16 protein-coding genes are annotated in these 20,366 nt (G+C 71.7%); 12 read left to right on the top strand and 4 right to left on the bottom strand.

Annotation, left to right across the window (positions count from 1 at the left end):
- Positions 1 to 183 precede the first annotated feature (183 nt).
- From tsaE to trxA, 6 genes are all read left to right on the top strand, one after another.
- Entirely contained in the window at positions 184 to 687 is a 504-nt protein-coding gene (gene tsaE, locus HNP73_RS18920; RefSeq protein WP_184153650.1) for a tRNA (adenosine(37)-N6)-threonylcarbamoyltransferase complex ATPase subunit type 1 TsaE, read from the top strand.
- Positions 684 to 1,706, top strand: a complete 1,023-nt coding sequence (locus tag HNP73_RS18915) for an aminoglycoside phosphotransferase family protein (RefSeq protein WP_184153635.1) — start codon at positions 684 to 686, stop codon at positions 1,704 to 1,706. Before tsaE ends, HNP73_RS18915 begins: the two co-directional genes overlap by 4 nt.
- The gene (locus HNP73_RS18910) at positions 1,703 to 2,395 is read left to right on the top strand and encodes a nucleotidyltransferase family protein (protein WP_184153633.1); all 693 of its coding nucleotides are present in this window, start codon (positions 1,703 to 1,705) and stop codon (positions 2,393 to 2,395) included. The genes HNP73_RS18915 and HNP73_RS18910 overlap by 4 nt, the downstream gene beginning before the upstream one ends.
- Entirely contained in the window at positions 2,392 to 5,337 is a 2,946-nt protein-coding gene (gene addB / locus HNP73_RS18905; RefSeq protein WP_184153631.1) for a double-strand break repair protein AddB, read from the top strand. Before HNP73_RS18910 ends, addB begins: the two co-directional genes overlap by 4 nt.
- Positions 5,334 to 8,684 (top strand): double-strand break repair helicase AddA, encoded by a 3,351-nt coding sequence (addA, locus tag HNP73_RS18900; protein WP_184153630.1) that lies wholly within the window; start codon positions 5,334 to 5,336, stop codon positions 8,682 to 8,684. The genes addB and addA overlap by 4 nt, the downstream gene beginning before the upstream one ends.
- Positions 8,685 to 8,745: 61 nt before the next feature.
- Positions 8,746 to 9,066, top strand: coding sequence for a thioredoxin (trxA, locus tag HNP73_RS18895; RefSeq protein ID WP_184153628.1), 321 nt, complete (start codon positions 8,746 to 8,748; stop codon positions 9,064 to 9,066).
- A gap of 64 nt (positions 9,067 to 9,130) precedes the next feature.
- On the opposite strand, the gene HNP73_RS18890 is transcribed toward trxA, so the two are convergent.
- On the bottom strand, positions 9,131 to 10,063 hold the full coding sequence (locus HNP73_RS18890; RefSeq protein WP_184153625.1) for an ornithine cyclodeaminase family protein: 933 nt from the start codon (positions 10,061 to 10,063) through the stop codon (positions 9,131 to 9,133).
- The gene (locus HNP73_RS18885) at positions 10,060 to 10,716 is read right to left on the bottom strand and encodes a TetR/AcrR family transcriptional regulator (RefSeq protein WP_184153623.1); all 657 of its coding nucleotides are present in this window, start codon (positions 10,714 to 10,716) and stop codon (positions 10,060 to 10,062) included. The genes HNP73_RS18890 and HNP73_RS18885 overlap by 4 nt, the downstream gene beginning before the upstream one ends.
- A 116-nt stretch (positions 10,717 to 10,832) precedes the next feature.
- Between HNP73_RS18885 and HNP73_RS18880 the strand changes: the two genes are divergently transcribed.
- The 6 genes from HNP73_RS18880 to HNP73_RS18855 all read left to right on the top strand — a co-directional run bounded on the left by HNP73_RS18880 (position 10,833) and on the right by HNP73_RS18855 (position 18,695).
- Positions 10,833 to 12,869 carry an NADH:flavin oxidoreductase gene (locus tag HNP73_RS18880; protein ID WP_184153620.1) on the top strand — a complete coding sequence of 679 codons (2,037 nt, stop codon included), beginning with the start codon at positions 10,833 to 10,835 and terminating at the stop codon, positions 12,867 to 12,869.
- Positions 12,869 to 13,897: a trans-3-hydroxy-L-proline dehydratase gene (locus HNP73_RS18875; protein WP_184153618.1), complete on the top strand. Its 1,029-nt coding sequence runs from the start codon at positions 12,869 to 12,871 to the stop codon at positions 13,895 to 13,897. The genes HNP73_RS18880 and HNP73_RS18875 overlap by 1 nt, the downstream gene beginning before the upstream one ends.
- A gap of 41 nt (positions 13,898 to 13,938) precedes the next feature.
- Entirely contained in the window at positions 13,939 to 14,838 is a 900-nt protein-coding gene (locus tag HNP73_RS18870) for a dihydrodipicolinate synthase family protein (protein WP_184153615.1), read from the top strand.
- 342 nt (positions 14,839 to 15,180) lie between these two features.
- Complete coding sequence (locus tag HNP73_RS18865; protein WP_184153613.1) at positions 15,181 to 16,317, top strand: extracellular solute-binding protein; 1,137 nt, start codon at positions 15,181 to 15,183, stop codon at positions 16,315 to 16,317.
- A gap of 100 nt (positions 16,318 to 16,417) precedes the next feature.
- Positions 16,418 to 17,323 carry a LysR substrate-binding domain-containing protein gene (locus tag HNP73_RS18860; RefSeq protein WP_184153610.1) on the top strand — a complete coding sequence of 302 codons (906 nt, stop codon included), beginning with the start codon at positions 16,418 to 16,420 and terminating at the stop codon, positions 17,321 to 17,323.
- Positions 17,324 to 17,456: 133 nt separating this feature from the next.
- On the top strand, positions 17,457 to 18,695 hold the full coding sequence (locus HNP73_RS18855) for an SRPBCC family protein (RefSeq protein ID WP_184153607.1): 1,239 nt from the start codon (positions 17,457 to 17,459) through the stop codon (positions 18,693 to 18,695).
- 216 nt (positions 18,696 to 18,911) lie between these two features.
- On the opposite strand, the gene HNP73_RS18850 is transcribed toward HNP73_RS18855, so the two are convergent.
- Positions 18,912 to 19,511, bottom strand: coding sequence for a dimethylsulfoniopropionate lyase (locus HNP73_RS18850; RefSeq protein WP_184153603.1), 600 nt, complete (start codon positions 19,509 to 19,511; stop codon positions 18,912 to 18,914).
- On the bottom strand, positions 19,501 to 20,301 hold the full coding sequence (locus tag HNP73_RS18845) for a pyrroline-5-carboxylate reductase family protein (protein ID WP_184153599.1): 801 nt from the start codon (positions 20,299 to 20,301) through the stop codon (positions 19,501 to 19,503). The genes HNP73_RS18850 and HNP73_RS18845 overlap by 11 nt, the downstream gene beginning before the upstream one ends.
- Between the last annotated feature and the right edge of the window lie 65 nt (positions 20,302 to 20,366).

Here is a 20,366-nt window from a genome sequence, read left to right as displayed (position 1 = left end):
TCCGTTCTTAGGTCGGATACCGATTGGGATGGCGCGTCCCGGGATTGGCGGCCTGCAAGCTTGATGCGGCGCAAGGGGCGCGCAAGGTGAAGCGGGCGCAAGGTTGACCGGCACTTCCCGGGCAAGGCTTGCGTCCGCCGGCCCCGGCGATAGAACGAGGCAGCCTTGGGGAGACGGACGGCCTTGGAGTCACTGCTACTGACGCTCGCGACCCCTGCGGCGACCGACGGCCTCGCCCGCGCGCTCGCTCCGCACCTCGCGGCCGGCGACACGCTGGCGCTCTCGGGGGATCTCGGCGCCGGCAAGAGCCATTTCGCCCGCGCGCTCATCACCGCCCGCCTCGCCGCCCTCGGCCGCCGCGAGGACATCCCCTCGCCAAGCTACACGCTGGTGCAGTCCTACGACCTCGGTGACGTCGAGCTCTGGCACGCCGACCTCTACCGCCTCGGCGATCCGGGCGAGATCACTGAACTCGGCCTCGACGAGGCGTTTGGCCGGGCGATCGTCGTGGTGGAGTGGCCCGACCGCCTCGGGCCGGCGCTGCCCGCCCGCCGCCTCGCGATCGACCTCGACTTCGTGCGCGACCTCGACTTCGTGCCCGACGCCGACGACGCCCGACACGCCCGGATCACCGCGCACGGACCGGGCTGGGACTGGCTTGCGCCTGCACTCGAGGCCCTGGAATGAGCATCCCCGACACCCGCGCCCGCGACACCGAGATCCGCGACTTCCTCGCCGCCTCCGGCTGGGGCGCGGCCGAACGGGCGCCGCTCGCCGGGGACGCCTCGGCCCGGCGCTACGAGCGCGTGCGGTTCGGGGGCGCGAACGCGATCCTCATGGACGTGCCGCCGGCCTCGGGGCTCGTGGTCGGGCCGTTCCTCGCCGTCGACCGCTGGTTGCGCGCCGCGCGCCTCAGTGCGCCCGAGGTGATCGCCGCCGACGAGGGCAGGGGGCTCGCCCTGCTCGAGGATCTGGGCGACGACCTCTTCGCGCGGATCTGCGCCGGGCACCCCGAGCGCGAAGGCGGGCTCTATGCCGCCGCCGTCGATCTGCTCGCCCACATGCAGGCGCTGCCGCCGCCCGCCGGCGACTGGACGCCGCCGCCCTACGATCTCGCCTTCCTGCAACGCGAGGCGGCGCTGATGCTCGAATGGTACTATCCCGCCACCACCGGCGCGGACCTGCCACCCGACCTCGCGGCAGAGTTCCACGCGCTGACCGGGGCCGTCCTCGCGCCCGTCGCCGTGGAAGAAGTGGCGGTCTATCGCGACTATCACGCCGAGAACCTGCTCTGGCTGCCCGAGCGGGCCGGCCATGCGCGGATCGGCCTTCTCGACTTTCAGGACATGCTGATCGGCCACCCGGCCTATGATCTGGTCTCGCTTCTCGCCGACGCCCGGCGCGACGTCGCGCCCGACCTCAGCCACGCCATGGCGGCGCGCTACGTCGCGCGCACCGGCGTCGAGCCGGAGGCGTTCGGCGCGGCCGCCCGCATCCTCTCGGCGCAGCGCAACATGAAGATCATGGGGCTTTTCACCCGCCTCTGCCGCCGCGATGGCAAGGCGCGCTACGTGGATCTCCTGCCCCGTGTCTGGGGCTACCTCAGCGCCGATCTCGCGCACCCGTCGCTGGCACCGCTCGCGGCGTTCGTCGCGGCGCACCTGCCTGCGCCCGAGGCCGCCGTCCGCGCCCGGATCGCCGCATGATGCCAGAGGCCGTGATGATCTTCGCCGCGGGGCTTGGCACGCGGATGGGCGAGCTCACCCGGACCCGGCCGAAGCCGCTCATCGAGGTGGCCGGCCGGCCGCTCATCGACCACGCGCTCGCGCTCGCCCGTGACGCCGGGATCGCGCGCATCGTCGTCAACACCCACGCGCACGCCGACCAGCTCGCGGCGCATCTGGCGCAGGTGGCGCCGGACGTGCTCGTGTCGCACGAGCCCGAGCGGCTGGAGACCGGGGGCGGGCTGAAGCGCGCGCTGCCGCTGCTCGGGCCGGGGCCAGTCCTGACGCTGAACGCCGACATGGTCTGGCGCGGCCCGAACCCGCTCACGCTCCTCGCCGCCAACTGGCACGAGGGTGACGGCGCGCTGCTCGCACTCCTGCCGCGCGAAGCGGCGACCGGGCACACTGGCCCGGGCGACTTCTTCCTGAACGACGACGGCGCGCCGGAGCGGCGTGGCACGGCGGCGGCGGCGGATTTCGTCTATCCCGGCGTCAGCATCACCGACACCGCCGCCGTTGCCGCCTTTCCGGGGGAAGTCTTCTCGCTCAACCCGGTCTGGGACGGGCTCCGGGCGGAAGGGCGCCTGCGAGGCGTCGTCTATCCCGGCGGCTGGGTCGACGTCGGCCGGCCCGAGGGCATCGCCCTCGCCGAGGCGGAGCTCGCCCGGTGACGTTCTTCGCCCCCGCCCCCGGACCACGGGTCTTCGCGCTGCCGCCGGGCGCCGACTTCCTCGGCGCGCTCGTCGCCGGCATCGAGGCCCGCCTTCCCGCCGGCGACCTCTTCGGCCCGGACCCTCTCGCGCTTGCCGAGGTGGAGATCTGGGTGAACACCCGCCGCGCCGCGCGCGCGCTGGAAGAGCGCATGGCGATGGGCGGCCCGCGTCTCCTGCCGCGCATCCGCGTCGTGACCGAACTCGCCGACGCGGCGCTGGCGCCGGTCGACCTGCCCGTGCCCGTGCCCCCGCTCCGGCGCAAGCTCGAACTGGCGCGGCTCGTGCGCGGCCTCGTCTCCGCCGCGCCGGAGCTCGCGCCCGGCAATGCGGTCTTCGATCTCGCCGACAGCCTCGCCGAGCTGCTCGACGAGCTGCAGGACGAGGGCCTCTCGCCGTCTGCCCTCGCCCGCGTCGATGCGGCGGAGCACGCCGCGCACTGGCAGAAGAGCCTCGCCTTCCTGCAACTCATCTCCGGCTATCTCGAAGCGGCCGGCCCCGGCGGCGGCCCCGGCCGGCTGCGCGCGGCGGCGACAGCACTCGCGGCGCGCTGGGCCGTCGCGCCGCCGACCCATCCGGTGATCGTCGCGGGCTCCACCGGCTCGCGCGGGGCGATGCGGGTGTTCATGACTGCCGTCGCCAGCCTGCCGCAGGGCGCGCTGGTGCTGCCGGGCCTCGATCCGTCGCTGCCGCCCGCTGTCTGGAGCCGCCTCGGCCGCGACGACGCCGGCGCGTCCGACCATCCGCAGCACGGCTTCCGCCGCCTCGCCGACGCCATCGGTTTCGACCCGGCGACGGTGCCGCTCTGGCGGCCCGCGCCGCCACCCGCGCCGGAGCGCAACGCCCTCGTCTCACTCGCCCTGCGGCCCGCGCCGGTCACCGACCAGTGGCGCGAGGAAGGCGCGGCGCTTCTCGGCGCGCTCGGAGCCGCCAGCGAGCGGCTCTCCTGGATCGAGGCGCCGGACCCGCGCCGCGAGGCGCTCGCGATCGCGCTCGCCCTGCGCGAGGCCGCCGAGACCGGCCAGCGCGCCGCGCTCATCACGCCCGACCGCACGCTCGCCCGCCGGGTCGCCGCCGAGCTCGACCGCTGGGGCGTCATCCCCGACGACAGCGCCGGCCGGCCGCTCGGGCTGACGCCGCCCGGCACGCTCCTGCGCCGGCTCGCCGTGCTGATCGGCCGCGCCCTCACCCCCGCCGACCTGCTGTCGATCCTGAAGCATCCGCTCGTCGCCAGCGGCAGCGGCGCGCGGGCGCCGCACCTGCGCCTGACGGCGCGGCTCGAACGGGCGAAGCTGCGCGGCGGCGCGCCGTGGATCGACTGGCCCGACCTTGGCCTCTGGGCCGATGCGGAAGGCGGCGAGGCGCCGGGCTGGATCGTCTGGCTCCATGAGGCGCTCGCCCCGCTCGCCGCCGGGGGCGCGATGCCGCTCGCCCATCACCTCGCCCTGCACCGGAGCACGGCCGAGGCCCTCGCGGCGGGGCCGGCCGGCGACCCCGCCCACGGTCTCTGGGAGGAGGCGCCCGGCGTCGAGGCGGCAGCGCTCTTCACCCTCGCCGAGGCCGAGGCCGAAGCGGGAGGCGAGCTCTCGCCGGCGGACTACCGCGGCCTCTTCCAGTCGCTTCTCGTCGGCCGCGACGTGCCGGAGGCGGCGGCCGTCACGCATCCCGGCCTCGCGATCTGGGGCACCCTCGAGGCGCGCATCCAGTCCGCCGATCTCGTGGTGCTCGGCGGGCTCAACGAAGGCATCTGGCCGCGCCTGCCCGGTGCCGACCCATGGCTCGGGCGCGGACTCCGGCGCACCATCGGCCTGCCGAGCCCGGAGGACCGCATCGGCCTCTCGGCGCACGACTTCCAGCAGGCGATGGGCGCGCCGAGCGTCATCGTCTCCCGCGCGATCCGCGATGTGGAGGCGCCAACCGTCGCCTCGCGCTGGCTGCTGCGGCTCGAAAACCTGCTGCTCGGGCTCGGGACCGAAGGGGCCGAGGCGCTCAAGGCGGCGCGCGCGCGCGGCCAGCGGCTCGTGGCGATCGCCCAGCGGCTCGACGAGCCCACCGAGCGCGTATCCCCGGCCCGCCGCCCCGCGCCGCGCCCGCCGAGTGCCGCACGCCCGCGCGAACTGTCGGTGACGCAGGTCGAGACGCTGATCCGCGACCCTTACGCGATCTACGCCCGCAAGGTGCTGCGGCTCCGGCCGCTTGACCGGCCCGGTCGCGAACCCGACGCGATCTCCCGCGGCATCGTCATCCACGCCGCGCTCGACGACTTCGTGACCGCGACCCTCGACGCCCTGCCCGAGGACGCCGAAGCGATCTACCGCGAGACGATCGAGCGCGCCCTTGTCCGCAACGCGCCCTGGCCGGCGGTGCGGGCGATCTGGACCGCGCGGCTCGCCCGCGCCAGCCGCTGGTTCCTCGGCGGCGAGGCCGCCCGGCGGCGGCGCGCCCTGCCGGAGCATCGCGAGGTTTCCGGCCGGCGAGAAGTCCCGGGGCTCGAACATCCCTTCGCCGTGACGGCGCGGGCGGACCGGCTCGACGTGACCCCGGACGGCCGTGTCGCGATCTACGACTACAAGTCCGGCAACGCGAAAAGCGACGCCGAGATCGCCGCCTTTCACCTGCAACTGCCGCTGGAAGCGGCGATCGCGGCGGCGGGCGGCTTCGAGGGGCTGGCGCCGGCCGAGGTGGTACACCTCGAACTCCTCTACTTCGGCAACCGCGAGTCCCGCGCGATCGACCCGGAGACGCTCGCCCGGACGTGGGAGCGCTTCGCCGCGCTCGCCGCGCACTACCAGTCGGCCGAGACCCCGTTCATCGCCCGCCTGCGCCCGCAGAAGATCTCCTGGGCCGGCGACTACGACCACCTTTCGCGCAAGGGCGAGTGGACGGACGGAGACGAGCCATGACCGCGGCAGGCGACGCGCAGAAGCAGGCGGCGCAGCCGGGAAGGTCAAGCTGGGTCTCGGCGAACGCCGGCTCCGGCAAGACCCGCGTGCTGACCGACCGCGTGGCGCGCCTGCTCCTCGCCGGCACCGACCCGGCCCGGGTGCTCTGCCTTACCTACACCAAGGCGGCGGCGGCGGAGATGCAGACCCGGCTCTTCCGCACGCTCGGCGAATGGGCGATGCTCGATGACGCGCCGCTCCGCGCGGCGCTGACAGCGCTGGGCGAGCCCGGCAACGACATCCCGGACCGTGACCTGGCCCGCGCCCGGACGCTCTTTGCCCGCGCGCTCGAAACCCCGGGCGGGCTCAAGATCCAGACGATCCACGCCTTCTGCGAGGCGCTTTTGCGGCGCTTCCCGATCGAGGCGGGCGTGGCGCCACAGTTCGCCGTGCTCGACGACCGGCAGGCGCGCGTCCTGCGCGAGGAGGTGCTCGACGCCTTCGCCTGTGCCGCGCCGCAGGACTTCGCCGAACTCGCCCACCACTTCGGCCGCGAGGACGTGGACGCGCTGCTGCTGGAAATCTCCCGCCACCGCGCGGCGTTTTCCGGCCGGTTCGACGACGCGGCACTCGCCGCGACGCTTGGTGCGCGGCCGGAGATCACCATGGCCGACCTCGCGGCGGAGGTGCTGACGCCGCCGGCCCGCGATGTCCTGACCACGCTCGTGCCGCTCCTCGCAGCCAGCGGGAAGAACGACAGCAAGGCGGGCGCGAAGCTCGCCCTCGCGCTCGGCGCCAGCGATCCGACCGAGATCCTGACCGACCTCGAGGGCGTCCTGCTCTACGGCAAGGGCGCGAAGGCGCCGTTCGGCTCCAAGGCCGGCAAGTTCCCGACCAAGGACGTGCGGGCGGCGCACCCGGCGCTGATGACGGAACTCGACGACCTCATGGACCGGCTGGCCGACGCCCGGCCGCTGCGCCTCGCCAACGCCGCCTTCACGAAGTCGGCGGCGCTGAACCGCTTCGGCCGCGCCTGGCTCGACGTCTGGAACGGCCGCAAGGCCGCGCTCGGCGTCCTCGATTTCGACGACATGATCAACCGGGCCGAGACGCTGCTCGCGCAGCCCGGCACCGCCGCCTGGGTGCTCTGGCGGCTTGATGGCGGCATCGACCACATTCTGGTCGACGAGGCGCAGGACACGAGTCCGGCGCAGTGGCGCGTCATCGAGGCGATCTCCGAGGAGTTCTTTGCCGGGCGCGGTGCGCGCGACGACGTGGATCGCACGATCTTCGTCGTCGGCGACGAGAAGCAGTCGATCTACAGCTTCCAGGGCGCCGAGCCGGGCGAGTTCGCCGCGAAGGCCCGGCACTACACACGCCGCCTCGACGCCATCGGCTCGGTGCTGCAACGCTGCGACCTGCTCTATTCCTTCCGCTCGGCCGGACCGATCCTCGAACTCGTGGACCGGGTCTTCGATGGCCCGGCGGGCGAGGGGCTGTCGCAGATCACCCACTACGCCTTCAACGCGGAGAAGGCCGGGCGGGTCGAGGTCTGGCCGTTCCTGCCGAAGCCGGAGAAGCCCGAGGAAACGCCGTGGGACGATCCGGTGGACAAGCCCGCGCCGCAGGACCCGGTGCTCGTCCTCGCGCGGCGCATCGCCGAAGAGATCCGCGGCTGGCTCGACGCCGCCCGCGAGCTGCCGGGCGAGGGCCGGGCGATCCGCGCCGGCGACGTCATGATCCTCGTGCAGCGGCGAAACCTGATCTTCGACGCGATCATCCGCGAGCTGAAGCGGGCGGGCGTCCCGGTCGCGGGCGCCGACCTGCTGCGCATCGGGGGCGAGCTTGCGGTCAGGGATCTGCTCGCGGCGCTGCGCTTCGCCGCGACGCCGACCGATGACCTCTCCCTCGCGGCGCTGCTCAGGAGCCCGCTCGGTGGCCTGAGCGAGGACGAACTCTTCGAGATCGCCCATGGCCGGCAGGGCAACCTCGGCGGCGCGCTCAGGCGCCAGCCGCCGGAGCGCTGGCCGGGGGTGCGCGCGCTGCTCGACGACCTGCTCGACAACGCCGACTACCTGCGCCCGTTCGAACTGCTCTCGCGGATCCTCATCCGCCATGGCGGACGGCAACAGCTCGTCGCGCGGCTCGGGCCGGAGGCGGAAGAGGGGATCGACGCGCTCCTCGATCAGGCGGTCGCCTACGAGAGTGTCGAGGCGCCGAGCCTCACCGGGTTCCTCGAATGGCTCGACCGCGACGAGGTGGCGGTAAAGCGCCGCATGGACGAGGGCCAGGATCAGGTGCGGGTGATGACCGTGCACGGCGCCAAGGGACTCGAGGCGCCGATCGTCATCCTGCCCGACACCGCGCCGCGCGCCGAATCCGCCAACCCGCCACTGATCCTGCCGCTTGGCGACGGCCGGGCGGTCTGGCGCGCGCGATCGGAGGAGGCGCCGGACGCCGTGGCAGCCGCCGAGGCCGCGCGCTGCGCGCTTGTACGGGCGGAGAACCGCCGGCTGCTCTACGTGGCGCTGACGCGGGCGAAGTCGTGGCTGGTGGTGGCGGGGGCGGGCGATCCGAAGGCCGCCGGCGAGGGCTGGCACGCCCTCGTCACCGAGGCGATGACGCGCCTCCCCTCGACCCGGCAATCTTCGCCCGAGGGGGACGTGCTCCTCTACGCCCGCAACTGGACGGACGGCACCGCGCGCCGGGCCGCGCCGCCCGTGCCCCCGGCACCGCTGCCGGGCTGGACGCGCGCGCCCGCGCGCGCGCCGCTCGATGCGCCGCGGCCGGTCTCGCCCTCCGGTCTCGGCGGGGCGCATGTCCTGCCGGGCGATGCGGCGGGGGCCCTGCCGGAAGCCGAGGCCAAGGCGCGCGGCACGGCGGTGCATCGCCTGCTCGAACACCTGCACGGCCGCCCGGCCGCCGAGCGCGCCGACCTCGCGGCGCGTCTCCTGCCGGGTGCTCCGGACGTGGCCGAGCGGCTGGCCGAGGCGTCGGCCGTGCTCGACGCGCCGGACCTCGCGGCAATCTTCGCCGAGGGGCTGAGCGAGGTGCCGATCACCGCCACCTTGCCCGAACTCGGCGGGCGCCGGATCCTCGGCCGGCTCGACCGGCTCATCGTCAGTCCGGAGCGTGTCCTCGCGGTCGACTTCAAGAGCAACCGCGCGATCCCTGCGACGACCGACGCGGTGCCCGAGGGCATCCTGCGCCAGATGGGCGCCTATCGCGCCGCGCTCCGGCAGATCTTCCCCGGTCGCGCGGTCGGAACCGCGATCCTCTGGACCGACGCCGCCCGCCTCATGCCGCTGCCCGACGCGCTGGTCGACGCGGCCCTCGCCCGAAGCACGTCCGGCGCGACGTTCCCTTGACCAGCCGGGGGGGCAATCTTACGTTCCTCCCAAGCCACGCACCCTTCAGGAGAACTCAGCCATGTCGACCGTCAAGGTCACCGAGACCAGCTTCAAGAACGAAGTGCTCGATGCGGACGTCCCCGTCCTCGTCGACTTCTGGGCGGAGTGGTGCGGCCCCTGCAAGATGATCGGCCCGGCCCTCGAAGAGCTCGCCACCGAATATGACGGCCGCCTCAAGGTCGCCAAGGTGAACGTCGACGACCACCCGTCCGTCGCCGCCCAGTACGGCGTGCGCGGCATCCCGGCGCTCTTCATGTTCAAGGGCGGCGAAGTGGTCTCGAACCGCACCGGCGCCGCGCCGAAGGCTTCGCTCAAGGGCTGGATCGAAGAGACCGTCTGACCCGCATCGCCGGGAGGCATCGGGGGCGTGCCCGGCGGGCGCGCCCTTCTTCATCGGCAATGGGTCAGCCGACCTCGCCCGCGATGTAGCGGGCGATCATCAGGTCGAGATGCGCTCCGCCGCCGTTCTTGAAGAGCGTGATCTCGCTCTCCGACTGGCGCCCGGCCCGGCCCGGGACCAGATCGTAGAGATCGCCGCGCACCGCGTCGGCGGTGATGACGCCGTTCGAGATCGGGATCAGCAGCTCGCCGATGTGGTGCAGCGTCGTCGCGCGGCTGTCGACGAAGAGCGCGGCCTGCGAGATCAGCGCGTCGTCCGCCTCGCGCATGTCCGCCTTGTAGGCGCCGATCAGGTCGACGTGGGTGCCGGGGCGGACCCATTCGGCCTTCAGCACCGGTTCGCGCGCCATGGTGGCGCTGGTGACGATGTCGGTCTCGCCGAGGGCTGCGGGCAGATCCGGGGCGGCCGTCACCGGGATGCCGACGTCCCCGAGCGTGCGCGCCAGAGCCTCCGCCTGCTCCGGCCGGCGTGCCCAGATCGCCGCGCTTTCGAGCTTCGGGAAAAGCGCGGCGTAGGCCCGCACGAGGCTCGCCGCCACGGTGCCCGCACCAACGACCAGCAGCCGCGCGCTGTCAGGCCGCGCGAGGCAGAGGGCGCCGAGCACGGAATCGGCCGCCGTCTTGAACTCGGTGACCAGACGGCTCTCCACCACGGCGTCGAGCTGCCCGTGGTCCGGCTCGAACACCAGCATCGCCCCCTGCACCGTTGGCAGCCCGCGCGCGGCGTTGCCGTCGAGCACCGTCACCGACTTCACCCCGTAGCCGAGGCCGTCGATCCACGCGCCACGGCTGAGCAGCGTCGCGTCCGCCGGGCCGAGGAACATGTCCGCGACCTCGGCCCTGGGCAGGCGATGCCCCGCCCGCAGGGCCTCGACGGCCCCGCGCCATGTGAGCCGGGCGGCGGCGTCGTCGTAGGTGATGAGCTGCGGTCCGGTCATGCTGCCTCCGGGTGAAACTTCAGGCGGGCGTGGAAGCGCGCGATCTCGCTCGGCGTCGGCGTGCGGCCGGAGAAGATCTCCACGTAGCGCGTGATCCGCGTCATGCGCAGTTCGCGGGTCTCCTCGACCTGCATGGAGATGTAGCCGATCTGCACCAGATAGACCGTCCGCGCGCGCACGTCAGCCTCGTCGGCAGGGTAGCCGAAGCGGAGGAACATCTCGCGAATGGCCGCGAGCCGGCGCTCGTCGGCCGCGTTGATCCGTGCGTTGACTGCCTCGGACTGATGCGCCCAGCCGCGAACCGCGAAATCGAGGCGCGGCTCGAACAGTGTCTCGTCCATGAACATCGAGAGCAGATTGAGGATCCCCTCCGCGATCGTCTCGGCATAGGCGTCGCAGGCATCGACGAAGGCGCCGGTGTTCTTCGCCTCCCAGTCTTCGATCAGGGCGTCGAGAAGCGCGGTGCGGTCCTTGAAGAACCAGTAGAAGCTCGTGCGCGCGATGCCGAGACGGCTCGCCAGCGGCTGGATCTTCACCGCGTCGAGGCCGGTCTCGATCAGCGCCTGCTTCGCCGCGGCGAGCCACACCTCCCGCGACCCGCGCCAGCCGGACGTCTTCTCGGTCCCGCTGTCGATGTCGCTCTGCACGGTCATGGGATCGGACCTTACCGACCGGGCCGGGCGCCTGCAAGAATGAACACGTATGATCCATATCTTGACAGTAGTGAACATTTCTGGAATTTGTCCCGTCAGCCAACGGGAAGTGATTCATGTCCAGCGATCCGCTCCTCCAGCCCTACCGGCTCAAGCACCTCGACCTGCGCAACCGGCTGATGATCACCAGCCACGAACCGGCCTATCCCGAGGATGGGATGCCGAAGGAGCGCTACCGCGCCTATCACGTGGAGCGGGCGCGGGCCGGTGTCGCGCTCACCATGACCGCCGGTTCTGCCTCGGTCGCCCGCGACAGCCCGCCGGTCTTCAACAACATCCTCGCCTGGAAGGACGAGGTCGTCGGCTGGATGAAAGAGCTCACCGACGCGTGCCACGACGAGGGTTGCGCGGTGATGATCCAGCTCACCCACCTCGGCCGCCGCACCCGCTGGGACAAGGCCGACTGGCTGCCGGTCGTCTCGACGAGCCACGAGCGCGAGCCCGCCCACCGCGCCTTCCCGAAGAAGGCCGAGGACTGGGACATCGCCCGGATCATCGAGGACTACGCCGACGCCGCCGAGCGGATGCAGGTCGCCGGCCTCGATGGCATCGAGCTCCAGGCCTACGGCCACCTGATGGACCAGTTCTGGTCGCCGCTCACCAATGACCTCGAAGGCCCCTACGGCGGCAGCCTCGACAACCGCCTGCGCTTCACCTTCGACACCCTCCGCGCCATTCGCGCCCGGGTCGGCGACGACTTCATCGTCGGCGTCCGCTACACCGGCGACGAGGATCTGCCGGGCGGGCTCAGCAAGGCCGACGGACTGGAGATTTCGCGCCTGCTGAAAGACTGCGGCATGGTCGACTTCCTGAACGTGGTGAAGGGGCACATCGACACCGACGCGGGCCTGACCGACGTCATCCCGGTGCAGGGGATGCGCTCCGCGCCGCACCTCGACTTCGCCGGCGAGATCCGCGCGGCCACCGGCTTCCCGACGTTCCACGCGGCAAAGATCCAGGACGTGGCCACCGCGCGCCACGCGATCGCCAGCGGCAAGCTCGACATGGTGGGCATGACCCGCGCCCACATGGCCGACCCGCACATCGTCGCGAAGATCCTGCGCGGCGAGGAGGATCGCATCCGCCCCTGCGTCGGCGCGAACTACTGCCTCGACCGGATCTATCAGGGCGGCATGGCGCTCTGCCTGCACAACCCCTCCACGGGCCGCGAGCTGGAACAGCCGCACGCGATCGCGAAGGCGGAAGCCCCCCGGCGCGTCGTGATCATCGGCGCCGGCCCGGCCGGGCTGGAGGCGGCGCGGGTCGCCGCCGAGCGCGGCCACGAGGTCATCGTCCATGAGGCCGCGAACGATCCCGGCGGTCAGGTCCGCCTGACCGCCCAGACGCCGCGCCGCGCCGAGATGATCTCGCTCATCGACTGGCGCTTCGCCGAATGCACCCGTCTCGGCGTCACCTTCCGCTTCAACAGCTTCGCCGACGCCGACACGGTGCTGGCCGAGCAGCCCGACGTGGTGGTGGTCGCCACCGGCGGCCTGCCGCACACCGAGGTGCTGGACGAGGGTGACGACCTCGTTGTCTCCGCTTGGGATATCCTCTCCGGCGATGCCCGGCCGGGCTCGAACGTGCTGATCTATGATGACGCCGGCGACTATCCTGCGCTGCAGGCCGCCGAGAAGATCGCCGAAGCCGGCGGCCGGGTCGAGATCATGACCCGCGATCGCAGCTTCGCGCCCGAGGTGATGGCAATGTCGCTCACCCCCGCGATGCGCGCCCTGCAAAAGCACGACGTCACCTTCACCGTGACGTGGAAGCTCGACGCCGTGCGCCGTGATGGCAACCAGATCCTCGCGACCGTCGGCAGCGACTACGGCGGCGTCACCCGCGAGCGCCGCGTGGATCAGGTGGTGGTGAACCACGGCACCCGGCCGCTCGATGACATCTACTTCGAGCTTCGGCCCGGCTCCACCAACCTCGGCGAAGTCGACTACGAGACGCTCGTCGAGGGCCGCCCGCAGGCGGTGCGCCGCAACGACGCCGGCAGCTACCAGCTCTTCAGGGTCGGCGACGCGGTCGCGGCCCGCAACACCCACGCCGCGATCTACGACGCGCTGCGTCTGGCGCGGACGCTCTGATGCGCTCGTCCCGCACCATCCACGTGATCTCGGCCCACGCGGAGGGCGAGGTCGGCGACGTCATCGTCGGCGGCGTCCTGCCGCCGCCCGGCGACACGGTCTGGGCGCAGAGCCGCTGGATCGCCGAGGACCAGTCCTTGCGCAACTTCGTCCTGAACGAGCCGCGCGGCGGGGTCTTTTGCCACGTGAACCTGCTGGTGCCACCAAAGGATCCGCGCGCGGACGCGGCCTTCATCATCATGGAGCCCGAGGATACCCCGCCGATGTCCGGCTCCAACTCGATCTGCGTCGCGACGGTGCTGCTCGACGGCGGCCTCGTCCCGATGCAGGAGCCCGTGACGGAACTCGTGCTCGAAGCGCCCGGCGGTCTCGTTCACGTCCGCGCCGAGTGCCGGGACGGCAAGGCCGAGCGGATCTTCGTACGCAACCTGCCGAGCTTTGCCGCGCGCCTCGGCGTCCCGCTGGAAGTGGAAGGGCTGGGGACGCTGACCGTCGATACCGCTTATGGCGGCGACAGCTTCGTCTTCGTCGATCCCGCCGCCCTCGGCCTCTCCCTCACCCCGGACGAGGCGCACGACATCGCGTCGCTCGGTGTCAGGATCACCGCGGCGGCCAACGAGGCGCTCGGCTTTCACCACCCGGACAACCCTGTCTGGCGGCACATCTCGTTCTGCCTCTTCGCCGGGGCGCTCACCCGCGATGCGGACGGCCTTCGGGCGAAGGCGGCGGTGGCGATCCGGCCGGGGAAGGTCGATCGCTCGCCGACCGGCACCGCCCTTTCCGCGCGCATGGCCGTCCTGCACGCGCGGGGCGAGATGGGCGAGGACGACCGGCTGACCGCCGTCTCGCTCATCGGCTCGACCTTCACGGGGCGCATCGTCGGTCAGACCACCGTCGGCGGCCAGCCGGCGATCCTGCCCGAGATCTCCGGGCGCGGCTGGATCACCGGCATCCACCAGCACATGCTCGACCCCTCCGACCCCTGGCCGGGTGGCTATCGCCTCTCGGACACCTGGGGCGCCCGCTGATCTCGTCTCCCTTCCGAATATCCGAAGGACACCCTGCGACGATGACCAAGTTTCCGTTTCCGGGCCTCAACCTCGCCGTCACCACGCCCTTCGACGCCAGCGGTCGGGTCGATCTCAACCAGCTCGACGCGCATCTCGACCGCTACATTGCCGCGGGCGTCGACGGCATCGTCCTGAGTTCCGGCACGGGGATGCACGTCTACCTCTCCCGCGAGGAATCCGACGCGCTCGTCGCGCGCGGCGCGCGGGTGATCTCCGGCCGCGTCCGGCTCATCGTGCAGACCTCGGCGCTGCTCGTCGAGGACGTGCTCGCCCGCACCCGGCATGCGGCCGACTGCGGCGCCGACGGCGTCATGGTGCTGCCGCCGTTCTTCGAGGGGCCGACCGACGACGAGGGCATCCTCGCATTCTACACCGCCGTCGCCGGGGGCGGGCTGCCGGTCATCGGCTACAACGTGCCGCAGGCGGTGGGCGTCGGCATTTCGCCCGGCCTCCTGCGCGAACTTTGTGCGATCCCGAACTTCTGCACCGTCAAGGACTCGAGCGGCGATCTCGCACAGCAGGCCGATCTGATCCGCACCGGCCTGCCGGTGATGAACGGTGCCGATCCGCTGATGCCCTACGCTCTCCTCGCCGGCGCCGCCGGCGTGATCTGGGGCGGGGCGAACTTCGCGCCGCGCACCTGCGTAGAACTTGTACAGGCTGCCCGCGATCACCGCTGGGACGAGGCGCGCGCGATCTGGCGGCTGCTGGAGCCCGCGATGAACCTGATCTGGCAGGGGGACTACGTGGCGTCGGTCTATGCCGCCGCCGACATCACCGGCTACGGCTCCGGCGTGCCGCGCCGTCCGCTGCGCGCGCTCGACGCCGGCAAGCTCGATCTTCTCCGCGCCGCCCTCGGCGATCTCGTCGCCCGCGAGCGGGAAGCCGTTCCGGCGTGAGCACCTCCCGCGTCTTCGCCGCCTCGCGACCGCAGCGGCCCCCGTGCGACGAACGCCACCGCCTCACGCCTCGCCGGCAGAGACTCCTGTCGGAGCCGAGAGCGATCTCATGCGTATCTACCGTAGTTTCGCCGCGCCGCAGGCGCTGCCGATCGCTGGCCGGCGTGCGGGCAGCGCTGGCCTCCGGCACAAGGCGTGGCGGGGCGGCGCGGGACAAGAGGAACGACCTGGTGAACTGACCTTCAAGACAAATCCGCCGCCGGCCCACGCCGGTGGAAAACGGCGGACCGGACCTGCCCGAAGCCGGACCGCGACAAACCCGGGCATTCAGGGGGAACAAGAATGAAGCTCATCCAACTTCTCGGCGCCACCGCTCTCGCGACCATGCCGGCGGCGGCGCTCCTCGCGCAGGACGCAGCCGAAGTGCCGCCCTGCGAGAACTGCTCCGACACCATGACGCTCGTCTCGTGGGGCGGCGCCTATCAGGCGATGCAGCAGAACGCCTACGTGAAGCCCTACATCGACGCGACGGGCGTGAAGGTCGTCTGGGACGAGAGCGCGAGCGAGGGCGTCGCGAAGCTTCGCGCGATGAACGAGGCGGGCAACGTCACCTGGGACGTCATCGACCTGCTGGCGGCCGACGGCATCCGGCTCTGCGACGAGGGTCTGATCGAGGAGGTGCCGTTCGACGAGTGGCTGGCCCCGGCGCCGGATGGCACCCCGGCATCCGAGGATCTCGGCAAGAACATCGTCTCCGACTGCCACATCCCGACCAACCTCTATTCGACCACCTTCGGCTACCGTACGGACGTCGCCGCGTGGAACGGCAAGACGCCGGAGGACATCTGCGCGATCTTCGATCTCGAGACCTTCCCCGGCAAGCGGGCGCTCGAGAAGCGGCCGATCGGCAACCTCGAATGGGCGCTCATCTGCTCCGGCGTTCCCGCCGACCAGGTCTATGACGCGCTCGAGACCGACGAGGGTGTGGACAAGGCGCTCGCCAAGCTCGGCACGATCAAGGACCAGACCGTCTGGTGGTCGGCCGGCGCCGAGACGCCGCAGCTGCTGGCCGACGGCGAGGTGGTGATCGGATCGACCTACAATGGCCGGCTCTTCTCGCTCATCGCCGAACAGCACCAGCCGGTGGCAATGCTCTGGGACTACGAGGTGCTCGACATCGACGGCCTCGTCGTGCCGGTCGATCTCCCCGAGGAGCGGCTGAACCGGGTGAAGCACTTCCTGCGCTTCGCGACCGACACCCAGCACCTCGCCGATCAGTCGAAGTACATCTCCTACGGCCCGTCGCGCGCCTCGTCGCAGCCGCTCGTCGGCAAGCACGTGGATCTCGGCATCGAGATGGGGCCGGAACTTCCGACCGCCCCGGAGAACTCCAAGACCGCGTTCGTCTTCAACTACACCTGGTGGGCCGATCACCGCGACGAACTCGACGGCCGCTTCCAGGGCTGGCTCGGACAGTAACCCCCCCACGGGGATCGACACGCGTGGCGGAGCCGCAAGGCCCCGCCACCACCTCCCAACGCCACGCCTCCCCAGGGCACTGCTTCCCGCAGGCACCGCAATGGTCTACCGCCACTACCGCCTGCCCTCGCTCACCTCGCTCGCCGCCTTCGAGGCGTCGGCGCGGCACCGCAGCATGCACCGCGCGGCCGCCGAGCTGAACGTCACCCCGGGCGCGGTCAGCCGCCAGATCAAGGCGCTGGAGGAGGACCTCGGCGTCCCGCTCTTCACCCGCACCACGACCGGCCTCGTCCTCTCCCCCGACGCCGAGGCGCTCCATGCCGTGCTCTCGCAGATGTTCAGCCGCACCGCCGAGGCGGTGCAGGTGATCCGCAGCGGCACCCGCACTCGCCGGGTGACGCTCGCCTGCACCCACGCCTTCGCCTCGGAATGGCTGATGCCCCGGATCGGCGTCTTCTGGCGCGGCTACCCGGAGATCACCGTCGATCACCTGATCTCCGACGACGCCCGCGAGTTCCGCCGCGCCGAGGTCGACCTGCGCATCCGCTACGGGCTCGGCGCATGGCCGGACGAGACCGCGGTCCTCCTGATGACCGACCGGATCTATCTGGTCGCGGGACCGGGCTTCGCCCGTGAGCACGCCGGTGCGACGGTCGCGGACATCCCCGAGCTGCCACTCCTGCACGTGGACTGGGCCGACACCGAGTGGACCGGATGGGACGAGGTTCTGCGGCGGGCGGCGATCCCGCACGGCGCGTTGCCCGGACGCCGCTTCAGCACCCTCGGCGTGGTGCTTCAGGCCTGCATGGACGATCAGGGCCTGGCGCTCGGCTGGGATCGCCTCGTGCGCCCCCTCGTCGCCGACGGCCGGCTCGTCCGGTTCACCGATCTCGAGATGCCGGCGCCGGGCTCCTACTACCTGAGCTGGTCGGCGCACGCCCCGGTCTCGGGCGCGGTCGCGACACTGCGCGACTGGCTCCTCGGCGCGGCGGCGGAAGATATCTGACCCGTTGAGTTTCCGGCCATCCGCCGGCGATTTTTTCGCCCGCCGGCCGGCGTGTGCGGCCTGCTATACCGGAAAGCGCAAAGAGTCGGGCAGCGCCGACCGCGGGCGCCGCTGAAACGAAGGAGGAAGCACCGTGCTCCAGGACATCGACGTCCAGTCGCTCATCGCCAGCCGCAAGCCCGGCCACTCGCTGCCCCGTGCCTTCTACACCGATCCGGATATCCTTCAGGCCGACCTCGATCGCATATTCTACAGGAGCTGGCTCTTTGCCGTTCCGGCCTGCGACATCCCGAAGGCCGGCAACTACGTCACGCACAAGGTCGGGCTCCATTCCATCATCATCGTCCGCGGCGCCGACGGCCAGATCAGGGCGTTCCACAACAGCTGTCGCCACCGTGGCTCGGCCCTCTGCCGCCAGCACAAGGGCACCAGCCCGAAGATCGTTTGTCCCTACCACCAGTGGACCTATGAGCTCGACGGCCGCCTGCTCTGGGCGCGCGACATGGGCGCGGACTTCGATCCCTCGCAGCACGGGCTCAATCCCGTCCACTGCCGCGACGTGGCGGGCCTCGTCTACATCTGCCTCGCCGACAACGCGCCCGACTTCGAGGCCTTCGCGTCCGAGGCGGCGCGCTACCTCGCGCCGCACGATCTGGCGAACTCGAAGGTCGCCTACGGGTCGACCATCGTCGAAAAGGGCAACTGGAAGCTCGTCTGGGAGAATAACCGCGAGTGCTATCACTGCGCGGGCAACCATCCCTCGCTCACCCGGACCTTCCCGGAGGATCCGAAGCTCTCGGGCGGCGTCGGCGGCGCGGGGCTCTCGGACGTGCTCGACCAGCACGTCGCCCGCTGCGAGCGGATCGGCGCGCCCTCGGCGTTCCGGATCGACCCTGCGGGGCGCTGGCGCTTCGTGCGGATGCCGTTGCTCGGGACCGCCGAGAGCTACACCATGGACGGCAAGGCGGCCGTCGCGAAGCCGAACTCCTCCTTCCCGTTCCGGGACGCCGGCGCGCTCCTCTGCTTCAACTATCCGAGCACGTGGTGTCACTTTCTCGGCGATCACGCGATCACCTTCCGCGTGACCCCGGTCAGCGCGACCGAGACCGAGGTCGAGACCAGGTGGCTCGTGCACAAGGACGCGGTCGAAGGCGTCGACTACGACCTGAAGCGCCTGACGGAAGTCTGGGTCAACACCAACGACGAGGACCGCGTGGTGGTCGAGAACAACCAGCAGGGTATCCTCTCGCCCGGCTACCGCCCAGGCCCGTACTCGGCGGCGCAGGAGAGCGGCGTCATCCAGTTCGTCGACTGGTACCTCGACACGCTCGGCGCCTCGCTCGCCGACCGCACGCTCATCGCGGCGGAGTGACGCCGCCGCCGGTGAGTGCCGTCTTCGCCCTGGCGACGGCAGGCATCTGCCGGGTCCGGCAGCTCGGCCGACGACATCGGGGGGCGGGCTCCATCCTCGCCCGCTGCCGGCCCCGTTGACCAGGGTTGTGCTCTGGTTGGTGCGTGGATGATTTGTGATACAAATCAATATCATATCCATCGTATGCACGTTGCAGGAGGACCGTCTGGCGCAGGCTCAGGCGGCCGGGTCCACCCAGAGCGACCAGAACGCGAAAAGCGGCGCCTCGCCCGAGCGCATGGCGTGGACGATGTGGGGCGTATTGTGGAACGATCCCCCGACGCCCGGCTCGAACCAGTCCCCGCCGCCCTGCCGGAACTCCCCCGGCGAGAGCACCAGATACGTCTCCTCCGGCGCGTGGGAGTGGTCGGTGTAGCGGACATGCGGCGCCAGCAGCGACACCCCGATCCAGATGTCCCGGCGGTTCTCCAGACCGGCCGGCCCAAGGATCATCGCGTTGGCGTGCCCGTCCGCGAAGTTCTCGCTCGCGGTCTCGTCATGGCTCGCCCGCCGGACCCATTCGAGATCAGGTTCGATCCCCCGGAACGCCTCGACCAGCCGCCGGAGCGACGGCCGCCCCGGCTCGACGCCAAGCGCGGCATCGAGGTGGGCACAGACCGGCAGCCGGCCGCCCGCCCGCTCCCGCCGCGTCCCCGGCGAGGCAAGCGCCGCAGTGATCCGTTCGAGCGAATCCGCCGCCTCCGCTCCGGGGATGACCTCGGCATATGCGGCCAGCAGGGCATCGACGAAGCTCTGGAGCGCAGGGTCACGCCGCATCGGAAGGCCCCTTCGCGGTGCCAAGGGCGAGCGATTTCCCGAGTGCAGCGGCAAGTCCCTTCGAGACCGCCGTATCGAACCCCGCCGCCCGCATCGCCTCGATCCCGGCCGCAGTGACCCCGCGATACTCCACGAACTCCGCGACAGTCTCCTCCGGGTCCTCGTCAGTCTTCTCCAGCAGCCGCCCGGTGCCCACCAGCATCGCCACCACCGACCGCCGGGCAACCTCCGGGGAAACGCCGTGGGTGACGGCGTCGCGTATCAGCGCGGCAGCGAGCAGGGCAGGGTAGGCGGGCCCGGTGCCGGAAAGCCCGGTCATATAGTCGATCACCGCCTCCCCCGCGACCTCGTCGCCACTGCCGATGCTCCCGACGAGCCGCGCGACGGTCACGCGATCGTCGTCCGTCACGCCGGCCGTGGCCGTCCACGGCGTGTACGAGCGCCCCACATCGGCCGCCGCGTTCGGCATCGCGCGAACCACGCGGTCGGTCCCGACGCGCCCGGCGATGTCGGCAAGCGTCACGCCCGCCATCACCGAAACGACGAGCTTGCCCGGCGCTGCGACCGCGACCGCCGGCCAGTCCTGCGGCCGCACCGACAGGATCACGACGTCGGAGCGGTCCGCCAGCGCCTGATTGTCGCGCGTCCAGTGGGCCGTGGGAAGCCAGCCGGGCGGTTCGCTGCGGCAGGAGAGGGTGAGATCGCCGGCAGGCACGACCTCCGCCGCCACGAGGGCGCGCGCGACCGCGCCGCCGATCCAGCCGTTGCCGCCGATGATGCCGATCCGCATGAGCCTGTTCCCTTCGGTGAAACGGCAGGATGCACCGCTTCCGCCCGATCGCAAGCGTCCCGCAC

Origin of the sequence: Amaricoccus macauensis (assembly GCF_014201905.1) — a bacterium.
GTDB lineage: Bacteria > Pseudomonadota > Alphaproteobacteria > Rhodobacterales > Rhodobacteraceae > Amaricoccus > Amaricoccus macauensis.
Note: the sequence above shows the minus strand (reverse complement) of the source record. Positions and strands in the feature narration are given on the sequence as shown.